The organism is Candidatus Nitrohelix vancouverensis (genome assembly GCA_015698305.1).
Taxonomy (GTDB): Bacteria; Nitrospinota; Nitrospinia; order Nitrospinales; family VA-1; genus Nitrohelix; species Nitrohelix vancouverensis.
In genome coordinates this window covers 1,840,876-1,859,920 of the sequence record CP048620.1, presented here as the reverse complement: position 1 = coordinate 1,859,920, position 19,045 = coordinate 1,840,876, and the positions used below count along the sequence as shown (strand labels likewise).

The window sequence follows — 19,045 nt, the reverse complement described above, 5'->3', positions numbered from 1 at the left end:
TTATAAATGGTTATTAATATTAGCTTGTAACTTACTGCTGTTGCTGAGCCGGCACTGGAACGCCCTCAGGAGCTGGTTGAGCGGCTTCTTTCTTGGCCGTCAGACTTGCTACCCAGAACACGATCACAAATTGCGTCCACACAAACAGCGTGTTGAACGTCAGCATCTTACCCGCCTCGCCGATCGTCAAGGTATACGCATCCACCGAGTTGTCACGCAGAACCTCGGTTACGTGCCAGAACAAGCGCACTGCAGATCGGATATAACCCATGAGACCCATCAGCCAGGTGAAGGAAATCGCCAGCAGGAAGATAGCGTAGGTGCCTACTTTAGACTGCGTTCCCCATTGAATGTCGCCGTAGGATTCAGAATCTTTAAACATCGAGATATTGATCGCCACGCCGGCAAACAGAGCCGTCAAGGTACTACTTACCTGAGGAACAGACAGACCTACACGCTGGTTAGCGGGGAGGTAGTAGCCATACACGCCGAGATAAATGATATTGATCGCAGCGCCTACGAAGATAGCCGCGATCCAGCAGTTACCAACCGTCGCCCATGGAACCGTGATTTTCTTGTTCGCTCGTTGATACAGAATAAAACAAAGAGCCGTACAAGTGATCATCAGGTTGACCGCGGTATTTTTGGCTGACATTACGCCAAAGTGACCGACAATCGGATGTTGCGCGCCACCCATTACCTTCAACTCAGCGGGCGTCATAACAATCGTATGAGGCGTCATCCACATGGTAAAACAAACGATCAGAAGCAGAATCATGTACTTACAATACTTCATATATCGATGCGACCCCTTAACACGCGACATACCGTTGTGCAGGTAAGAGTTGGCCGCAAAGAACAATAAGCCGATCATAACCGCCTGAATGATGAACAACCAAGCCATGATGCCGCCCATCAGCGTAATACCCATCTGCTGTCGGAATGCATACACTTCTTTCATCAACCAGTATCCTGCGAAAGGAAGCGGGATCAGACCAAAGATACAAATGAACATAGCTACGTAACAGACCCAGTCATAATGCGCTCGCTCTTCTTCCGTCTTCGCCGTCAGGTAATGGTAAGCCGCGTACGCGCCTACGATACCGCCGCCGAAAACGATGTTGCCGAGGATGCGATGCACGCCAACCGGATTCCACAAGGTGGAATGAATTACGTGCCAGATGTTGCCCAGAAAACGGCCTTGCTCGTCGATACCGCCCGGCGCCTGCATGAAGGTCGCCCAAGAGTTTGCAAGGTACATCAGAACCGTTCCAATGAGGTTCAACAACACAGACAAGCTACAATGAATCCATTTCAGGAACGGATCCTTGTTCATCTTGTCCCAACCATAGTAATAAACGTAAAGAACGCCTGATTCCGCGAGGAACATCAGAGCGTATACGTGCATTACCGGTCGGAAAATGCCTGCCATGTATTTGAAGAAACCAGGAAAGAGCGTGATAAAGGTAAAAAGAAGGATACCGCCGAGGATGGCCGTCCAGGAGTAAGCTGTCAGACTGACTTTCATCAAGTCATGCGCCAGCTTGTCATACTTAACAGCCATAACCGGATCAGACTCTCGAGAGCGAATTCCGACGAACTCAATGAGCATACAGAAGATCGGAACCGCCAGTACGAAGCTACCAAAATAAAGATGCTGTTGGTTAGCAACCCAGAGAATCATTCGACTTGGCGCGAACTCATAATTGTTATAATCATTTTCGCCAAGCTCCGGAGCGGGAGCGCCGCTTACTGGACCTTTCAGCGGGTTGCCTTCCCAGTCCTTGTAAAATACGTCCTGACTCCATTCAATCTTAGGCTCGCCATCACCTTCCGCCGCTTCTTCAGCCATTACTTCTTTAGCAAAAGCTTCTTCAGCAAAAACCTGCTCAGCCAGAACTTCTTTAGCGAATACATCCGCCGTTAGGCCGGGCGCTGCCATATACATCGCAAACGCCATCAGAAAGGCTACAAAAACTGTTCCCCTCTTCATATTGGTTGCTTTCCCTAACATTTTATTAACCTCCGTTTTGGATCTTGGAACACCAGGTAACTACTATTATTAAAATTAAAACCGTACTGTTTATATATTCGCCAAATTGATTAGTTTACCGTCGTCTTTTAACTGCTCAAATTCGAGTTCGTAATTTTGTTCAATATTCTCCCAGATTCACCATTTTGGGGGCTATTTTTCTCCAAATTCATCAAAATAGCAACCGTAAAAATTGTCGCAAAATAGCTAATACTAAATGTTTTTTCCGCCCTTCCTGCAAAAGCAAGCGTTAAACATTTAAAATCAACAAGTTAAAAAAATCACGCCTATTTGCGATTTGACGCATCGCGCGCACAATAGGCACAAAATGAACGAAATAATTAGCATAGCGCCCGGCAAATTGTCAAGTTAATTTGAAATTCTAGGCTTTGTGCCGTTTTCGTAAACCAATTCGCCTCGTCGCTTCACTTCAAACGGACCTTGACCGCATTGGCGTGCGCGTCCAGATTCTCCATATCCGCGAGGCATTGCACGGTCCCTGAGGCTCTTTGCAAGGCTTCCTGCGAATAGGTGATGAGGCTGGTCCTCTTGATAAAGTCATAAACGCCCAGGGGCGATGAAAATCGCGCTGTGCCGCTTGTCGGCAGGACATGGTTGGGTCCTGCCAGATAATCCCCTATCGCTTCCGGCGTGTAATGCCCCATGAAAATCGCGCCGGCGTTGTTAATCTTCGCCGCCCACGCCACCGGGTCGTCCACCGCCAGCTCCAGATGCTCAGGAGCGATCTCGTCGGCCAGTTGCACGGCGGCCTCAAGGGATTCGGTCACAAACAGGCGGCACTGGTTTTTCAGCGACGCGTCCACGATCGCGCCTCGTTTGAGTCTTTCCTTTTGCCGGTTCACGGCTTCAAGCGCCGCTTCGGCCAGGGCCTGGGACGGGGTTGTCAATATGGAGACGGCTTCTTCGTCATGCTCGGCCTGGGACAGCAGATCGGCGGCGATGTATTCCGGGTTGGCCGTGTCGTCGGCGACAATCAATATCTCGCTCGGTCCGGCGACCATGTCGATGCCGACGATGCCGAAGACCATGCGCTTGGCTAGCGCGACAAAAATATTCCCCGGGCCAACGATTTTGTCCACGCGCGGCACCAGCGTCGAACCAAACGCCATCGCGCCAATGGCCTGAGCGCCGCCTACCTTGTAAATTTCATCCACGCCCGCCAGATCGGCGGCGACCAGCGCATGCCAGCTCGGCTGGCCTCCGGGACAGGGGGTGCACATAACGATCCGCTCAACGCCTGCCACTTTCGCAGGGATGGCGTTCATCAATACCGACGAGGGGTAGGAAGCCTTGCCGCCGGGAACATAAATTCCTGCGGTTCGCAGAGGGCTGACTTTCTGTCCCAGCCGGATGCCGTCGAGGGAATATTCCCAGCTTTCCTGCTTTTGCTTTTCGTGGAAGGATCGAATATTCTCCGCCGCAATTTTCAAAGCGTCGATTTCTTCCGCGCTCATTTTCGAGTACGCGGTCTTAATTTCTTCCGGCGTCACGCGCAGGTCTTGCAGGGAGCCGGTATGCCCGTCGAACTTACGCGTGTACTCCAGCAGAGCCTCGTCGCCCTTCTCTTTCACATCTTGCAGAATGGCTTGCACCGTCGCGTCCTGAGTGGCGAAATCCATCTCAAGACGATGGATCACCGCCTGCGTTTCTTTTTGATACGACTCTTCATCAAATCTAATGATTCTCATGTTCGACTTCGCTCGTCCTTTGGTTTATTCCCATCTGCTTTAACAATTCCAGTAAGGATCGTTGCTTTGCCCCGATCCCCTTCATAAGCTCCAAATGCGTCAGCAAAAATTTCAAATCGCTGGGATGGTCCACATCGTACCAGACCGGCAGGAGTTCAAGGTCTGCGCCAAGCGCTGCGATACGGCTCGCCGTATCACGAAGCACTGTCTCCCCACCCCATTGGATACCGCCGAACACATCCACCAGTTCGGGACCCATCGCGATCAGATAATAGCCGCCATCCACCGCCGGACCGAGAACCAGCGGCGCTCTCGAATCCAGAGCCTGCTGGATATAGGCCACCGGAAGACTGGGACTGTCGGCGCCAATGATGACGACCCGCTCATAGCCTTCGCGCAAACGATCCTGAAACGCCTTGCGCATTTTCTCCCCAAGATCGGACCCTTCCTGCAAGAAAGTGCGAAAACCCGAAGGCAGACGCGACTCCTCTTGAAAAAACCCCGACTCCATTGAAGGGTGAATTCCCACAAAGCAATCCGCGTCTTTCACGGACGCCAGCGTCTCCAAACCAACTTCCAGAAAACGACGGTAGATTTTCAAAATATCTGCATCGCCCAGCCAGGGAGACAAGCGGGTCTTGACTTTTCCGGGAACCGGATCTTTCGCAAACAGGACAAGGGCGCGCTTTTGCTCTATCTTCATGCACAGGGGTTCGTTATAATCGGCAGATTGGATTCAAGGTCATTTCGTTTTCATTCTTTTAATGGGTTTGACCCATAAAGTCAAACCGTCAGAGGACCGCGCCTCTGATAAAGTTTTATTCTATATGATTTCGCTTTACGACATCGACGTTTATCTTATCGACTGGGTGCACACGCATTTCCAATCGCGACTGTGGATCAAATTCATGGAATTCGTGTCGATCAAGCAGAACTTTGCGATTCCAGGCCTGATCGTCGCGATTCTGATCCTTTGGGTTTACCGCTGGCGCGGCGCTCTCTTCCTCGTTGCCGGAGGAATCGCCATTGGCCTGAACGACGCTATCAGCCATCACGTTTTCAAAGAAGGCATCGGGCGCCTTCGGCCCTGTCACGTGCTTCCTCAATTGCAACATGTCGTGAATTGTTCGAACAGCTTCTCTTTTCCCTCGAATCATGCGAGCAACACCTTTGCATTCGCAATGCTGGGAACACTGTGCTTTCGCAACTGGGTGCTTCTGGTCTATTGCATCGCCTTGATCGTAGGGTATTCCAGAGTCTTTCTCGGCGTGCATTACCCCAGCGACATTCTGGGCGGGGCGGCGTTCGGATCGCTCATGGGTTATTTGGGATACTTGTTATACCGGCAGGGCCTGCAACGGTTTCGGGTTTAAGCAATGAGCGCTCCCAAAAAAATTCTGATTTTAAAAATGAGCGCCCTCGGGGATGTGGTGCATACCCTACCCACGCTGGAGACCCTGCGCGCCAACTATCCCGACGCTCACATCGCATGGGTCGTTGAAGAACGCTTCCGTTCCCTGATCGACGACCACCCCGATCTGGACGAAGTCATCGCCGTCAACACGCGACGCTGGCGCAAACAGATCAACAAAGACACCTTCCGGGAAATTCGCCAGATCGTGCGCGAACTGCGCGAAAAGAAGTTTGACCTGGTTCTGGATTTTCACGGCCTTTTAAAAAGCGGTCTCTTCGCCCGGCTTTCCCAAGCAAAGGATTCATGGGGTTTCCATAAGTCCAACTGCAAGGAAGCGTTCAGTTCTTTTCTCATTAACAATCACGCTCCTCCTATGGAAGCCGACCTGCACGTCGTTGAACGCAATCTTACACTGGCTCAGGCGGCGCTTCCCTGCGCACAGACCCCCATGCGTTTTGATCTGCCGCAATCTCCTTCTGGCGACGCGCTGATTGAAAACTATTTCAGGGACCACCCTGAAATGTCCCGCCGACGCCTCGCCGGGATCAATCCCGGAGCCGGTTTCCGATCCAAGCTATGGAGTCTTGAAAAATTTGCCGAGCTGGGGGATCGTCTCAGCGCGGATCATAATTTTTCGATTCTCGTCACCTGGGGGCCGGGAGAGGAAGGGATGGCGCAATCCATCGCCGCCAGAATGCAGGAACCTTGCTGGGTCGCTCCGGCCACGACCATCGTCGAATCGTTGTCCATTTACCGGCGCCTCGACCTGTTTATTGCGAGCGATTCCGGGCCGGCGCATTTGTCCGCCGCCCTGAACAGGCCGACCGTGGCTCTATTCGGCCCGACCAACCCGGCTCGCAACGGTCCTTATGGCGCTCAAACCCGTTGCGTATTCAAAAAATTACCCTGCAGTTTTTGCTGGAAACGGACCTGCCCTCTGGGCACCGACGAATGCATGCAATCGATCAGCGTTGAAGATGTACTGGAATCTGTTCATACTGTCTTGCAGGCGCCACCGGCGCCGACTCTCGCTCAACCTTAAAATCAGAAAGGCGACCCATGGGAATCGACAAAGAATTACTCGACATTTTGGTATGTCCCAAATGCAAGGGAGATCTGGAACTGCCCGAAGAAGAGGACGGACTGGTCTGCCCGGCCTGTTCGCTGAAGTATCCCATTCGCGACGACATTCCTATCATGCTCGTGCACGAAGCCCTGCCCATTGACTGAAGGTCTGCAAGCAATTCATGGGACAATTCTCAAAGGCTCTGGAAAAACAGGTCAAATCTCTCGCATGGCAAGGTATCGGGGCGCTGGTTCGCCTTTGTCGCAAACCTGCGGCCCAGGATTTTGAATGGAACCGCGTTCAATCGGTCCTGGTCGTCCGACCCGACCGCCTCGGAGACGTGGTTCTTTCGACTCCCGTCTATGTTTCTTTAAAGCGCTCTTTCCCGGACTTGAAAACCACGGCCCTGGTGCATAAAGATTATGTGCCGCTACTACAAAACCACCCGGATATCGACCGTACCCTCGCCTACGATCCGAAGCGACCCTGGAAAATTGCGCGGCAACTGCGCAAGCAGAAATTCGACCTGAGCCTGACCCTCAACAAGAGCTTCAGCGCCACCGCATCGGTCCTGACGCTCCTCGCCGGAGCGCATTACCGGGCAGGCTATCGCCATGCGCAAAATGCCTGGCTCTACGATTTTCACGGCGAGCCGGACAGCGAGGCGCGACATGAAACGCAAAACAACCTCGAATTGCTGAAGGTATTGAAAGCTCCGGCCCTGACAGAGGCGCCACGGCTCGGTTTCTCGGAAGATGAGCGCCAGGCCGCCCAAAATCGACTCGAAGCGCTGACGCGCCAGCCAGGGCCTCCTGTCGCATTGATCAAAATCGGCTCCCGCGTGCCACAATGGGGATGGAGTCCCGATAAATTCATCGAAGTCGCCAACGCGCTGGTCCGGGAAAATCAGGCGCAACTTCTGTTCATCGTCGGTCCCGGGGAAGAAAACATGATGCGGGAATTATCGCGCAAGATGGAATTTGAACCTCAAATTCTACCGCTCATGTCGGTCAGGGAACTGGCCGCTCTCATGCAATTTTGCGATTTGCTTTTTTGCAATCATACTGGCATTATGCATCTCGCTTCGGCGGTTCAGACCCCCCTCGCCGTCATCTTCAAACATGGAGAGATAAAACGCTGGGGGCCGGTGAACAACCGCCATGTCATTCTCGAAGAGCGCAACGGCGACGACTTGCCAGCGCCCTTCGTAACGCAACAGATCCTGACCTTGCTCCGCGAATCTAAAGCGGATCGTTCAAACCCGAATCTCTGAGAACTGCCATGAACTCTGCCAATCCAGCGAATACGTCATCCGCCCACCCCGGTCAACGCGGTCTGGTCTTCAATGAACCGCCCATTTTTGAACTTGGCTCGGCGGGCAGAAGAACGCCCTCGCTCCCAGCCTGCGACGTGCCGGAGGTTGAACTGGAGACTCTGCTGTCGCCTGATGAAACGCGCGACTCCATCGAAGGCTTTCCGGAGTTGTCGGAACTGGAAGTGGTGCGGCATTTCACGCGCCTGTCGCAGTGGAATTTCAGCATCGACGCCAATTTCTATCCGCTGGGTTCCTGCACAATGAAATACAATCCGAAAATCAACGACCAGCTGGCTTCGATGTCCGATTTCAGCGGCGTGCATCCTTATGCGCCGGAAGATTTTTGTCAGGGTTCGCTACAGGTCTTGTTTGAATTACAGGAATCCCTGAAGGAAATCAGCGGACTCGACGCGATTTGCCTGCAACCCGCCGCAGGCGCTCAGGGTGAACTGGCGGGGATGTTGATGATCCACGCCTACCATGAATCGCGCGGCGATCAACGAAGCAAGATTCTGCTTCCCGACTCGGCGCACGGCACCAATCCGGCGAGCGCCACCCTCTGCGGCTACAAGTCAATCCCTCTGCCTTCCAACGCGGAAGGTTTGATCGACCTGAAAAAATTGAATGATTTGATGGATGAAGACACGGCGGGCATCATGCTGACCAACCCGAACACGCTCGGCATGTTCGAAGCGCAGATTCTGGAGATCACGAAAGCGGTTCACGCCAAAGGCGGGCTGGTCTATTGCGACGGCGCGAACCTGAACGCGATCATGGGGAAAATGCGATTGGGCGCGACGGGTATCGACGTCATGCACTTCAATCTTCACAAAACCTTTTCCACGCCGCATGGCGGCGGCGGGCCGGGCGCAGGCCCGGTCGGGGTCGGCAAAATCCTCGAACCCTTTCTGCCCACGCCGCTCATTGAAAAACAAGGCAACCGCTTTGTATTGAACTGCAACCGACCGCAAAGCATCGGCAGACTGAGAACGTTCTACGGAAATTTTGGCATTCTACTGCGGGCCTACGCCTATATCCGTTCTCTTGGCAAGGAAGGCATCCAGCGCGCCGCCGAGATGGCGGTTCTCAACGCCAATTACATCAAGGCGCGTTTGAGGGATGAATTCAATCTGCCCTATCCCGGCGCCAGCCTGCATGAATGCGTTTTCGACAACAAACATCAGCGCCCGCTGTCCACCCTCGATATCGCCAAGGCGCTCATCGACTGCGGCTTTCATCCGCCCACGGTCTACTTTCCCCTGATCGTCAAAAATGCCTTGATGGTGGAGCCGACGGAAACCGAGAGCAAGGAGACGCTCGATCAGTTCATCGCCGCGATGCGCGAAATTTCCGCCAACGGCAAGGCCGATCCTGATCGCTACCACGACGCGCCGGAATTCCCGGTCGCTTCTCGTCCCGACGAAGCCCGCGCCGCGCGCAATCCGATCCTGCGTTGGAAACGCGCCGACTAGGGCGCGGTTCTAGAGATCGGCGAGATCGTCTTCGTCAAACAATTTTTCCGTAACCAGCCAGAATATCTGGCGAACCAACCGCATCCTAAAGATCGGCGAGATCGTCCTCGTCAAACAATTCTTCCATCATCTCGCGTTGCACCCGATCGTTATCGCGTTTGTCGGTGCCGTCGATGTACTCGTTCACTTTTTTCAATTGCGCGGCGTCGGTGTTGGCAAACTGCAGGCGGGAGAGAATCGTTTCCTTGTCGTAAAAATCAAACAGTTTGCCGATCCATCCATGCAAGAAGGGAGTGAGAACCGATTTGATCCCGGCAAAATCCACCACCACGGACTGACGCTCCTTGAGAACCGGAAACGACATGTCATACATGCGCCGACCTTGATCCAGAGAAACGCAGTTCTCGCCTATTTCATCCAATAAAGAAATTTTCATCGTCTGTCATCCTGTAAATCAGAGCGTCGTCCCAACACGCACAACGCTCATTAATGAATCAATATTCGCTCAACTAGAACCAGCGTGAGAAAAGTAATTAAAAAAGCTCCGGTCAGATTCAAGGCAAAGCCCGCCTTCGACATTTGCGGAATCTTGACCCAGCCGCTTCCGAACACAATCGCATTGGGCGGGGTCGCCACCGGCAACATGAAGGCAAAGGAAGCCGACAAGGCCGCAGGCGCCATGAACATCAAAGGATGAATCTGCGCCGCCACTGCCGCCGCCGCGACCAGAGGAAGTATCATTGTCGACGTCGCCGTATTCGAAGTCAACTCCGTCAAGAAGGTGATGCTCAAACAAATCAATAAAACCGTGATCGCAAGCGGCAGAACCCCGACGCCGCTCAGGCTTTCTCCAAGCCAGTGGTCGAGTCCCGTTTTTCCAAAACCCGAAGCCAGCGCAAAACCGCCGCCAAATAAAATCAAGACGCCCCAGGGCACCCGACGCTCCACGGTCTTCCAGTCCAGCACAAAATATTCGCGCCTGCCTTCCAGCTCCATCCCCGCCCGACCCGATACCGGCAAGAGCAACAACAAGAGCCCGCTGGCCATCGCCACGGTCGAATCATGAATCCAGGAAGGATTCGAAAACAACTGCGACCAGCCGGGAATCACCCAATCGCCAATAGAGATGGGTTTTCTGAAGATCCATAAAAAAGCTGTGGAGGCAAAAACGACCGCGACCTTTTTCTCGGCGTCGCTCATCGCCCCCATCGCGCGCAATTGTTCCTGCACGACATCGTTCCCTTTAGCAGACATCTCAATCTGTCCCAAAGGAAACGGCGCAACGAATCGACACAGATACAACCAGACCAGGGGTAAAAACACCAGGACCAGCGGAATTGCAAACAAGGACCAGCGAAAAAAAGAAACGCCGCCCAATTCCGGGTAAAGCTCTTTGTACAATCCCGCGAACACAATATTGGGAGGCGTGCCGATGAGCGTGCCCACCCCGCCAATACTTGCTGAATACGCCAGGCCCAACATCAGAACCAGACCAAAACCTTCGTAAATTTTCGATTCGGTTTCATCGTCCTTGCGACCGGCGATGGAACTTTGCTCCGCAAACTGTCGCACCACTCCCATGGCGACGGGAAGCATCATCATCGTCGCCGCCGTATTGGATATCCACATCGACAAAAAACCGCAAGCCGCCATGAAACCGAGAACGATGCGCTGTGGGCTGGTTCCCATGCGACAAATGATCCACAGCGCAAGACGTTTATGGAAATTCCACTTCTCCATCGCCAGGGCGATCATGAAGCCGCCCAGGAACAGGAAGATCAGATGGTTGCCATAATTCACGGCAACGTCTTTGGAAGACATGATCCCCAGCAGGGGAAATAAGGCAAGCGGCAAAAGGGCGGTGGAGGCGATTGCAATCCCCTCGCCGATCCAGAGAATCGCCATCAAGGCGATGACGGCGAGGAGCCGCTTCGATTCGGGGTTCATCCCCTCCGGCAACGGGTATAGAAGGATGACAAGAAACGACGCCAGCGCCAGCAGAAGGACGATGACGCGACGTCGGAACGGTATTTCAGGTATGGAATGGCTGGAGTTCAAGACGCGCGTCCAGGAGTCATTGCCCGGGGCGTGAACCGCCTTCTCAGGCCCTGGACAAAATTTCGTTGATCTTCAAAGTCGATACAATGTGCTTGTCCATTTCCAACTCCTGAGGCGAGTAACCCAGAGCCAGCGCCACCAGTTGCGGTAAATGCAGAATGGGGATGGAATAGCCTTTTTTCTTCAACTTCTCAATTTCCGGCTGATACGAATCCAGACTCAGGTGACAGAGCGGGCATCCGGTCACGATACAATTCGCGCCACTTTCAATGGCGTCGAGAAGCGCGTTGCCTGACATTTCCAGCGACGCTTTTTTATTCATCATGATGATGGGAAAACCGCAACATTTGATGCGGCTGTCGTAATAAACCGGGGTCGCTCCCAAGGTCTCGAAAATGTCTTCCATGCCATGCGGGTCGTCCGGTTGATCGAAATCCGACAAGCCAGACGGGCGCAGTACATAACAACCGTAAAACGCCGCCGCCTTCAATCCGGTGAGAGGGCGTTTGATTTTTTCCTTCAACAGCTTCATGCCCTCGTCGGTTGCCAGGATATTGGCGAAATGCTTGATCCGGCTCTTGCCGCCGCTGTACTGGTGGCCGCCTTCGCTAAGAATATGATTGATCTGTTCTTTGTATTCTGGATCGGAATCGATATTACATTCTGATTTTTTCAGGTTGCCCTGACAGGTCGAACAGATGGTCACAAGGTCCAGCCCCTGTTCTTCCGCAAGCGCCACGGTGCGCGCGTTGAGAGCGTCCGCCAGCAAAGGGCTTTGCTCCGAAACCACTCCGGCGCCGCAACAAGCCGCGCTCTTCATTTCAACAAATTCAATACCCAGACCTTCAGCGGCCTTGGTGGTCGATATCATCAATTCGCGAGTCGCGCCTTTAGACACGCAACCCGTAAACAGGGCAAATTTCATTGATTTAATTTCCTGAAAATTCTACGCACGTCCTGGACGTCGTCGATGGATTTATGAAAGATCGGGGGCACTTTGCGTTTCAACAGCATACGCAATCCTACCGGAACCAGTTCCAGCAAGCCCTTGATGTTGAAGAAGCCCATGGATTCGACGGGCAATTTATTTTCGTTGAGGCGACCGCTGTGCTTGACCGAATCAACAAACGAAAGCGCATGCCGCGCTCCCACGTTGTCATGCACGCCTTTCTCCAGAGCGACGGTCATGATCTCCTTGATGCGGTAAAAAGGCTGAGCCGGTTTGGGACAGCGCTCCACGCATTCCGCGCAGTGCGTGCAGTCCCAGATGCCGCCGTATTCGCTGAGATTCTTGACTCGCTCCAGCGTGTTTTCGTCGCGGGTGTCGCTGACAAAACGTTGCGCCTTCGCCAGAGCCGCCGGACCCAGAAAATTTTCGTCCACTTCCAGAACATTACAGTCGGAATAACAGGCGCCGCACATGATGCAGGTGCTGGCGTCGTCGATCAATTTGAATTCCTCGGGAGACTGCAAGCGTTCTTTTTCCGGAGGCGTGGAAGGACTTTTCAGATAAGGATTGACCTTGTTGACCTTGTCCCAGAACTGGGTGAAATCCACCGCAAGGTCCTTCATCGGCTTCATGTTTCCCAAAGGTTCCAGAACGACCTCATCCTTCTTCAACAGATCGACCGCCTGTTTTTGACAGGCCAGCGTCGCATGACCGTTGACCCGGACGGCGCAAGAACCGCAAATTGCGCTTCGGCAGGACATGCGGAAGGTGAAACTTCCGTCCATCGTCCACTTGATATGATTCATGCAATCCAAAAGCGTGGCGCCCTCCGGAATTTCGAAGTCGAACTCTTCGAAATAGGCTTCCGCCTGCTTTTCAGGATTGTAGCGTTTGATTTTGAATTTTGACATTAATAGGTTCTTTCCGTTGGCTGGTGCTTGGTGATGACCACCGGTTTGTATTTAATATCCAACTCGTCTTTCCCAGGATACACGAGGGTGTGCTTCAGAAAATTCTCATCGTCCCGCTTGGGATGATCGGATCGGAAATGACCGCCCCGGCTCTCCTTGCGGTTGAGCGCGGCGGTGGAAATGATCTCCGCCATTTCCAGCATATTTCCCAGCTCGATGATTTCATACAGTTCCGTATTGAACAACTTGCCGCGATCCGTGACCTTGCCCTTTTTATATCGGAATTGTAAGTTCTTAAGCGTTTCAATGCAGTGTTTTAACTTGCTCTCTTCACGGAACACACCGCAATTCGTGGTCATGACCTCTTTCATCTCATTGCGAATGTCGTTGTAGCTTTCCGATCCATCCCTTTGAAAAATATCCTCAAAGACTTTCAGGACGCGGGTCTTTTCGCGACCTTCGTCGATGGAGCCAAAACTCGCATTTTTTGCATACTCGTACGCCGCCTTACCCGACCGCGTGCCAAAAACCACCGCCTCCAGCAGGGAGTTGGTGCCCAGTCGATTGGCGCCGTGAACGGAGACGCAGGCGCATTCGCCCGCCGCAAAAAAACCTTCCATCGGCGTGCCTTCCGCGTCGATGATGACCTGACCGTATTTGTCCGTTGGAATCCCGCCCATCGAATAATGCGCCGTCGGCTGGATCGGAAGCGGTTCGTCCACGCAATCGACGCCGATGAAATCGAGACCCAGTTGCCGGATCTGCGGCAAGCGCTCGTTGATGCGCTTGGCGCCCAGATGGCGTAAATCGAGATTGATATAACCTTCGCCGTTGACCCCGCGACCCGCGTCGATTTCGCTTTGCTCGGCGCGCGCCACGATATCGCGCGGCGCCAGCTCCATGCGGGACGGAGCGTATTTATCCATGAAGCGTTCGCCCTTGCCGTTGACCAGGTAACCGCCTTCGGACCGGGCCGCTTCAGAAAACAGGATGCCCTGTCGGTACAATCCTGATGGATGGAACTGGACGAATTCTGCGTCTTCCAGAGGAATGCCCGCATGAAACGCGGCCATCACGCCATCCGCCGTGCTGGCGAATGCGTTGGAGGTGATCTTGCAAACGCGGCCATAACCGCCGGTGCAGAAAATCACCGCTTTCGCCTGAATCACTTCCACCGCGCCGGTCTGGATATCGCTGACCACCACGCCGTGACAGCGGTTGCCTTCTATAATGAGAGAGTGCATGAACCATTCGGAGTAAATCTTGACCCGCTCGGAATGTTTGATCAACTGCTCATGCAGGGCGTGCAAAATATTATGTCCCGTGCGGTCCGCCGCAAAACAGGCGCGGGGTTTGGAATGACCGCCGAATGCGCGTTGCGCAATCTTTCCATCCGGGGTCCGGCTGAAAATACAGCCCTTGTGTTCCAGGTCGTAAATAACTCCCGGAGCCGCTTTAACGTACTCTTCCACCGCGTCCTGATCGCTCAGGAAATCTCCGCCCTTGATGGTATCGTACATATGCTCTTCCCAGCTGTCCGGTTCGGTACTGCCCAGCGAAGCGGCGATGCCGCCCTGAGCCGCGCCCGAATGAGAGCGGGTGGGATACACTTTAGTGAGAATACCAACGTTCAAGCCCTGACAGGTTTCCAGAGCCGCGCGCATTCCGGCCAAGCCGGAGCCTACAATGACAACATCGTGTTTGATCACAAGTTTTTCCTGATATACGTCCCCATGCCAATTTGCCGATTTACAACGTCAAGCCAGTCGTCTGAGGACGGCAACCTTGGATTGTGACGACGATGGAACTATCTGGGGGATTTGAAAATTAAGATAAATTGAAGCGTGGCCTCAAGGTTCATTGACTGAATGCGTATCAAAAAGAAGGGGCAATTGAAGCATTTTCAATGCTTATCTGTCAAGCAAAATGAGATTTAACTATTGCAATCCAATGAGTTAAGCATATAATAACCCGGTTGCCTATCGTCCCAGTTTGACGAAGCCCACGCAACCGACTGGATTTATTCGTTTTACATTTTGTACCAGTCGCACCTTTCTTTTCTGGAGTTCCCCATTGTCTTTGATTGAGTTTGAGTCCCTTCCCCTTCAGCAAACGGTTTTAGACGGCATCAAGCACGCCGGATTTGAACATTGCACTCCTATCCAGGCCAAATCACTGCCAATAAGCCTGCAAGGAAAAGACGTTGCGGGACAAGCCCAAACAGGCACAGGAAAGACAGCCGCATTTCTCATCACCACCCTCAATCGACTGCTCGAACAACCGGCGCCGAAACGCCCCAAAGGTTATGTCGGACCGCGAGGACTCATCATCGCTCCCACACGCGAACTGGCCATGCAGATTTACAAGGACGCCCTGCTCCTTGGCAAATTCTGTGATCTGCGCATCGTTTGCGTTTACGGCGGCGTTGATTACGAAAAACAGAAAAAAGACATTCAAGCCGGAGTGGATATTCTCATCGCCACGCCGGGCCGACTCATAGATTATTACAAGCAGAAGTTTTTCAGCTTGAAGAGCGTTCAGGTTCTGGTCATCGACGAAGCCGACCGCATGTTTGACATGGGTTTCATTCTCGACCTGCGCTACATCCTGAGAAACACGCCGCCCTACGACCAGCGTTTGTCCATGCTGTTTTCAGCCACGCTCAACTACCGCGTGCTGGAATTGTGCTACGAGCACATGAACAATCCTGAAAAAGTCCAGATCGAACCGGAAAAGACCGTCGTGGACAAAATCGAGCAGTCGCTTTACCACGTCGGCCTGCATGAAAAATTCAGCCTGCTTCTCGGCCTGCTGAAACGCGAAGCCGGAGAGAAAGTTCTGATTTTCTGCAACACCAAGGTCTGGGCTGAAAAACTCGAATTCAAATTGAAACATAACGATTACAATGCCCTGCAGATCAGCGGCGACCTGCACCAGAACAAACGCACCAAGGTGCTGGAACAATTTCAGAGCGGCGATCTGGACATCCTCATCGCCACCGACGTCGCCTCGCGCGGACTGCATGTCGACAACATCACCCATGTCATCAATTACGATCTGCCGCAGGATCCCGAAGACTATGTTCACCGTATCGGGCGAACGGCGCGCGCGGGAGCCAAGGGAACGGCGATCGCTCTGTGTTGCGAAAATTTCGCCTTGAATCTGGAGAGGCTTGAAGATTACCTTAAAAATAAAATTCCCGTGGTCTGGCCCGAAGAAGAACTCTTTCTGACGGAAAAGCCCGGCGGCGAACCGCCACGACGCCCGCGCCCCAAATCCCGATCCCAGGGAAACTCGGGTCGGTCCAGAAGCGGAAGCGGCGGCAAATCTTCACGTAGCGGCGGCAGGCCCTCTTCGCGTCGCCCCAGACGCTGATTTTTCTAAAAATCCCAATCCCTTATTGAGTCACTCAACGCGGATCGCGTTGCGCTTGGCCTCAGTTTCCTTCAATCAATTTCAAAAAACGCTCTTCATCTAAAACCGTCACGCCCAGCTTGTTCGCCTTGTCGAGCTTGGAGCCGGGGTCGGCGCCCGCCACCACAAAATCGGTTTTCCCGGATACGGACGAAGTCACCCGACCGCCCAATTGCAGGATTTTGTCGCGAGCCTGATCGCGCGTCAGCGTCTCCAGTCCTCCCGTCAGCACAAACTGTTTGCCCTTCAACTGATCGCTCGCGCCCGCCGTTTCGATGAGAGTGGTTTTGACTCCCCGCTCTTTCAACAGACGGATCTCTTCCTGATTCGCCGGAGCTTCAAAAAACTCGACAATACTCTGAGCCATCGCCGGGCCGATTTCCATAACGCTTTCCAGTTCCTCGCGCCCCGCCTGCATCAATGCGTCGATGCTCTGATAGGTCTGCGCCAGCGTCGCGGCGGCGCGTTGGCCGACATGACGGACTCCCAAACCAAACATCAAACGCGCCAGACCGGCAGATTTACTTTTCTCTATCGACTGCAATAAATTGTCCGCTGATTTCTCCGCCATTCTCTCCAGCGCCACCAGTTCATCGCGCTTCAACTGGTAGATATCAGAGAAATGACGCACCTGACCTTGCAGGGTCAGCTGTTCGATCACCGCCGGTCCCATATGCTCAATATCCATCGCATTGCGCGAAGCAAAATGTTTCAGACGCTCTCGCAACTGCGCCGGGCACACGCTGTTCGGACAACGCCAGACCGCCTCGCCTTCCAGACGTTGAAGCTCGGATTGACACTCCGGGCATTGTCGGGGCATCTCAAACGGCTCCCCTCGGCTCTGCCCTGGCGTCGTTATCACGCGGATGACCTTGGGGATGATCTCTCCCGCTTTTTCAATAGCCACCCGATCGCCAACGCGAATGTCCTTGCGCTTGATTTCATCTTCATTGTGAAGCGTCGCCCGGCTGACGGTGGAACCTGAAAGAGACACCGGTTCCAGATTGGCGACCGGCGTGATCGCTCCCGTTCGCCCCACCTGACAGACGATCTCCAGAATCTGCGTCTCCGCCTGTTCCGGCTCGTATTTATAGGCCGTCGCCCAGCGCGGGTATTTGCTGGTGCTTCCCAGCCGCCTCTGCTGATCGAGAGCGTTCACTTTGATGACCAGACCGTCGACCTCGTAATCCAGCGTTTTCTTTTTATCCCGCCATTCTTCAATGCGCGGCAGAATTTCTTCATAAGTCTTGCAAACGTATCGGTTGGGATTGAGCTGGAATCCCCAGTCCTTCAATTGCTGTTGCAATTCGCTGTGCGTCGCAAATGGAAATGCGTCTGAACCCGTCGGGCCGTTCTCCAAATGTCCCAGGTTATAAACGAAGATATCCAGTTTGCGCGATCGCGTTACGGAAGCGTCCAATAAACGCAGGGAACCCGCCGCCGCGTTCCGGGGATTGGCGAAGGGAGGGTCGCCAGCTTCTTCACGCTGTCGATTCAGCGCTTCAAACTCGGCGCGGCTCATGAACACTTCACCGCGAACCTCCAGCAGTGCAGGCGCTGGCGCCCCGTTATCATTCATGCGAGAAGGAATTGAAGGAATGGTTTTCAGATTGGCGGTGATGTCTTCTCCCACCTTGCCGTCGCCGCGCGTCGCGCCCTGAACGAATTCCCCATCCTTATAGGTGAGCGAAACGCCCAGACCGTCGAATTTCAATTCCACCAGATATTCGAAAGACGCTCCCGCGCCCAGGTTTTTGGCGACCCTCTGATGAAAAGCTCTAAGCTCCTCTATATTATAAGTATTGTCGAGGCTCAGCATGGGCGACTTGTGAACGACGGGAGGGAATTTTTCAGCCGCCTTACCGCCTACCTGGCGCGTGGGGGAAGACGGACTGGCCCATTCCGGGTGCGCATTTTCAAGTTCTTTCAGGCGCTCCAGCAGGGTATCGTATTCGCGATCAGAAATTTCCGGTCGGTCTTCATTATAATAGAGCTGGTTGTGACGCAGAATTTCGTCGCGCAAACGCTCTATATTTTCTTTATCTGAATCTGACATCATGCGAGTTTTAATGTAAAATGTTTCCAAAGAAACCCAAAAACATAAATCCTGCTACCTGGGCTATGGATAGCGCCCGACTTTGGAGCAGGGAAAACGTTTTCTTGGGACGAATTTATTTTCCGCGAATCCGACACAGGCAACAAGTTTTTTATCACTCGGATCTGACACCCTTAACCGGCGAATACAATGGACACTCTGAAGAAAACAAAAATGTTCGAGGGTTTAACCGAAGAAGAACTCGCCTCTATCTATAAATTATGTCTGAACGTCTCCTTCACGGAGGGGCAAACCATCATCAAGGAAGACCAACCTGGAGATAAAATCTTTATTCTGGTTGAGGGACAGGTTGAGATCATTGTCGACAATCCTCTCAACAAAGGTGAAAAAATACGTCTGGCTAAATTGTCGACGCACGAAACCTTTGGCGAATTTTCCCTGTTTGACGACGCGCCGCGTTCAGCCACCGCTATCGCCCAAACCAACACCCGACTGATGGAGATCCCCTGCAAAGATCTTCTCGAGTTATTTGATGAAAACAATCGGCTTGGCATCAAACTCATGAAGAATCTCGGCAAAATACTTTGCGCCCGCTTGCGCAACATCGATATCGAATACAGAAACGCTCAGCTTTGGGTCGGCGTTTAAG

16 protein-coding genes are annotated in these 19,045 nt (G+C 53.1%); 7 read left to right on the top strand and 9 right to left on the bottom strand.

Going from position 1 to position 19,045, the window contains the following annotated elements; translation table 11 throughout:
* Positions 1–31: 31 nt before the first annotated feature.
* The 3 genes from G3M78_08525 to G3M78_08515 all read right to left on the bottom strand — a co-directional run bounded on the left by G3M78_08525 (position 32) and on the right by G3M78_08515 (position 4,444).
* Entirely contained in the window at positions 32–2,014 is a 1,983-nt protein-coding gene (locus G3M78_08525) for a cytochrome ubiquinol oxidase subunit I (protein ID QPJ65432.1), read from the bottom strand.
* A 443-nt stretch (positions 2,015–2,457) separates the two neighbouring features.
* Positions 2,458–3,741 carry a histidinol dehydrogenase gene (gene hisD, locus G3M78_08520; protein QPJ65431.1) on the bottom strand — a complete coding sequence of 428 codons (1,284 nt, stop codon included), beginning with the start codon at positions 3,739–3,741 and terminating at the stop codon, positions 2,458–2,460.
* A complete protein-coding gene (locus tag G3M78_08515) occupies positions 3,728–4,444 on the bottom strand; it encodes a glycosyltransferase (GenBank protein ID QPJ65430.1) in 717 nt (238 codons plus the stop codon). The genes hisD and G3M78_08515 overlap by 14 nt, the downstream gene beginning before the upstream one ends.
* Before the next feature lie 61 nt (positions 4,445–4,505).
* Between G3M78_08515 and G3M78_08510 the strand changes: the two genes are divergently transcribed.
* From G3M78_08510 to G3M78_08490, 5 genes are read left to right on the top strand one after another with little or no spacing between them, the layout of a single operon-like run.
* Entirely contained in the window at positions 4,506–5,114 is a 609-nt protein-coding gene (locus G3M78_08510) for a phosphatase PAP2 family protein (protein ID QPJ65429.1), read from the top strand.
* Positions 5,115–5,117: 3 nt separating this feature from the next.
* A complete protein-coding gene (gene waaC, locus G3M78_08505; protein QPJ65428.1) occupies positions 5,118–6,197 on the top strand; it encodes a lipopolysaccharide heptosyltransferase I in 1,080 nt (359 codons plus the stop codon).
* 17 nt (positions 6,198–6,214) lie between these two features.
* A complete protein-coding gene (locus G3M78_08500; protein QPJ65427.1) occupies positions 6,215–6,385 on the top strand; it encodes a Trm112 family protein in 171 nt (56 codons plus the stop codon).
* 17 nt (positions 6,386–6,402) lie between these two features.
* Positions 6,403–7,494: a glycosyltransferase family 9 protein gene (locus tag G3M78_08495; GenBank protein ID QPJ65426.1), complete on the top strand. Its 1,092-nt coding sequence runs from the start codon at positions 6,403–6,405 to the stop codon at positions 7,492–7,494.
* Between the two features lie 8 nt (positions 7,495–7,502).
* A complete protein-coding gene (locus G3M78_08490) occupies positions 7,503–9,008 on the top strand; it encodes a glycine dehydrogenase subunit 2 (protein ID QPJ65425.1) in 1,506 nt (501 codons plus the stop codon).
* A gap of 85 nt (positions 9,009–9,093) precedes the next feature.
* Here the strand turns inward: G3M78_08490 and G3M78_08485 are convergent, their stop codons facing one another.
* From G3M78_08485 to G3M78_08465, 5 genes are all read right to left on the bottom strand, one after another.
* Positions 9,094–9,444: an STAS-like domain-containing protein gene (locus tag G3M78_08485; protein QPJ65424.1), complete on the bottom strand. Its 351-nt coding sequence runs from the start codon at positions 9,442–9,444 to the stop codon at positions 9,094–9,096.
* A 50-nt stretch (positions 9,445–9,494) separates the two neighbouring features.
* The gene (locus tag G3M78_08480; protein ID QPJ66811.1) at positions 9,495–11,048 is read right to left on the bottom strand and encodes an SLC13/DASS family transporter; all 1,554 of its coding nucleotides are present in this window, start codon (positions 11,046–11,048) and stop codon (positions 9,495–9,497) included.
* Positions 11,049–11,109: 61 nt separating this feature from the next.
* Positions 11,110–11,991: a heterodisulfide reductase gene (locus tag G3M78_08475; GenBank protein ID QPJ65423.1), complete on the bottom strand. Its 882-nt coding sequence runs from the start codon at positions 11,989–11,991 to the stop codon at positions 11,110–11,112.
* Positions 11,988–12,926, bottom strand: coding sequence for a succinate dehydrogenase iron-sulfur subunit (gene sdhB / locus G3M78_08470; protein ID QPJ65422.1), 939 nt, complete (start codon positions 12,924–12,926; stop codon positions 11,988–11,990). The genes G3M78_08475 and sdhB overlap by 4 nt, the downstream gene beginning before the upstream one ends.
* A complete protein-coding gene (locus tag G3M78_08465) occupies positions 12,926–14,635 on the bottom strand; it encodes an FAD-binding protein (protein ID QPJ65421.1) in 1,710 nt (569 codons plus the stop codon). The genes sdhB and G3M78_08465 overlap by 1 nt, the downstream gene beginning before the upstream one ends.
* A 364-nt stretch (positions 14,636–14,999) precedes the next feature.
* Between G3M78_08465 and G3M78_08460 the strand changes: the two genes are divergently transcribed.
* Positions 15,000–16,301, top strand: a complete 1,302-nt coding sequence (locus G3M78_08460) for a DEAD/DEAH box helicase (protein ID QPJ65420.1) — start codon at positions 15,000–15,002, stop codon at positions 16,299–16,301.
* Between the two features lie 61 nt (positions 16,302–16,362).
* Here the strand turns inward: G3M78_08460 and ligA are convergent, their stop codons facing one another.
* Positions 16,363–18,399, bottom strand: coding sequence for an NAD-dependent DNA ligase LigA (gene ligA, locus G3M78_08455; GenBank protein ID QPJ65419.1), 2,037 nt, complete (start codon positions 18,397–18,399; stop codon positions 16,363–16,365).
* Between the two features lie 210 nt (positions 18,400–18,609).
* Between ligA and G3M78_08450 the strand changes: the two genes are divergently transcribed.
* Complete coding sequence (locus G3M78_08450; GenBank protein ID QPJ65418.1) at positions 18,610–19,044, top strand: cyclic nucleotide-binding domain-containing protein; 435 nt, start codon at positions 18,610–18,612, stop codon at positions 19,042–19,044.
* Position 19,045: the final 1 nt, after the last annotated feature.

Coding starts and splice junctions, on each gene's coding strand:
- G3M78_08525 (QPJ65432.1), bottom strand. CDS start 2,014: ATGTTAGGGAAAGCAACCAATATGAAGAGGGGAACAGTTTTTGTAGCC.
- hisD (QPJ65431.1), bottom strand. CDS start 3,741: ATGAGAATCATTAGATTTGATGAAGAGTCGTATCAAAAAGAAACGCAG.
- G3M78_08515 (QPJ65430.1), bottom strand. CDS start 4,444: ATGAAGATAGAGCAAAAGCGCGCCCTTGTCCTGTTTGCGAAAGATCCG.
- G3M78_08510 (QPJ65429.1), top strand. CDS start 4,506: ATGGGTTTGACCCATAAAGTCAAACCGTCAGAGGACCGCGCCTCTGAT.
- waaC (QPJ65428.1), top strand. CDS start 5,118: ATGAGCGCTCCCAAAAAAATTCTGATTTTAAAAATGAGCGCCCTCGGG.
- G3M78_08500 (QPJ65427.1), top strand. CDS start 6,215: ATGGGAATCGACAAAGAATTACTCGACATTTTGGTATGTCCCAAATGC.
- G3M78_08495 (QPJ65426.1), top strand. CDS start 6,403: ATGGGACAATTCTCAAAGGCTCTGGAAAAACAGGTCAAATCTCTCGCA.
- G3M78_08490 (QPJ65425.1), top strand. CDS start 7,503: ATGAACTCTGCCAATCCAGCGAATACGTCATCCGCCCACCCCGGTCAA.
- G3M78_08485 (QPJ65424.1), bottom strand. CDS start 9,444: ATGAAAATTTCTTTATTGGATGAAATAGGCGAGAACTGCGTTTCTCTG.
- G3M78_08475 (QPJ65423.1), bottom strand. CDS start 11,991: ATGAAATTTGCCCTGTTTACGGGTTGCGTGTCTAAAGGCGCGACTCGC.
- sdhB (QPJ65422.1), bottom strand. CDS start 12,926: ATGTCAAAATTCAAAATCAAACGCTACAATCCTGAAAAGCAGGCGGAA.
- ligA (QPJ65419.1), bottom strand. CDS start 18,399: ATGATGTCAGATTCAGATAAAGAAAATATAGAGCGTTTGCGCGACGAA.
- G3M78_08450 (QPJ65418.1), top strand. CDS start 18,610: ATGTTCGAGGGTTTAACCGAAGAAGAACTCGCCTCTATCTATAAATTA.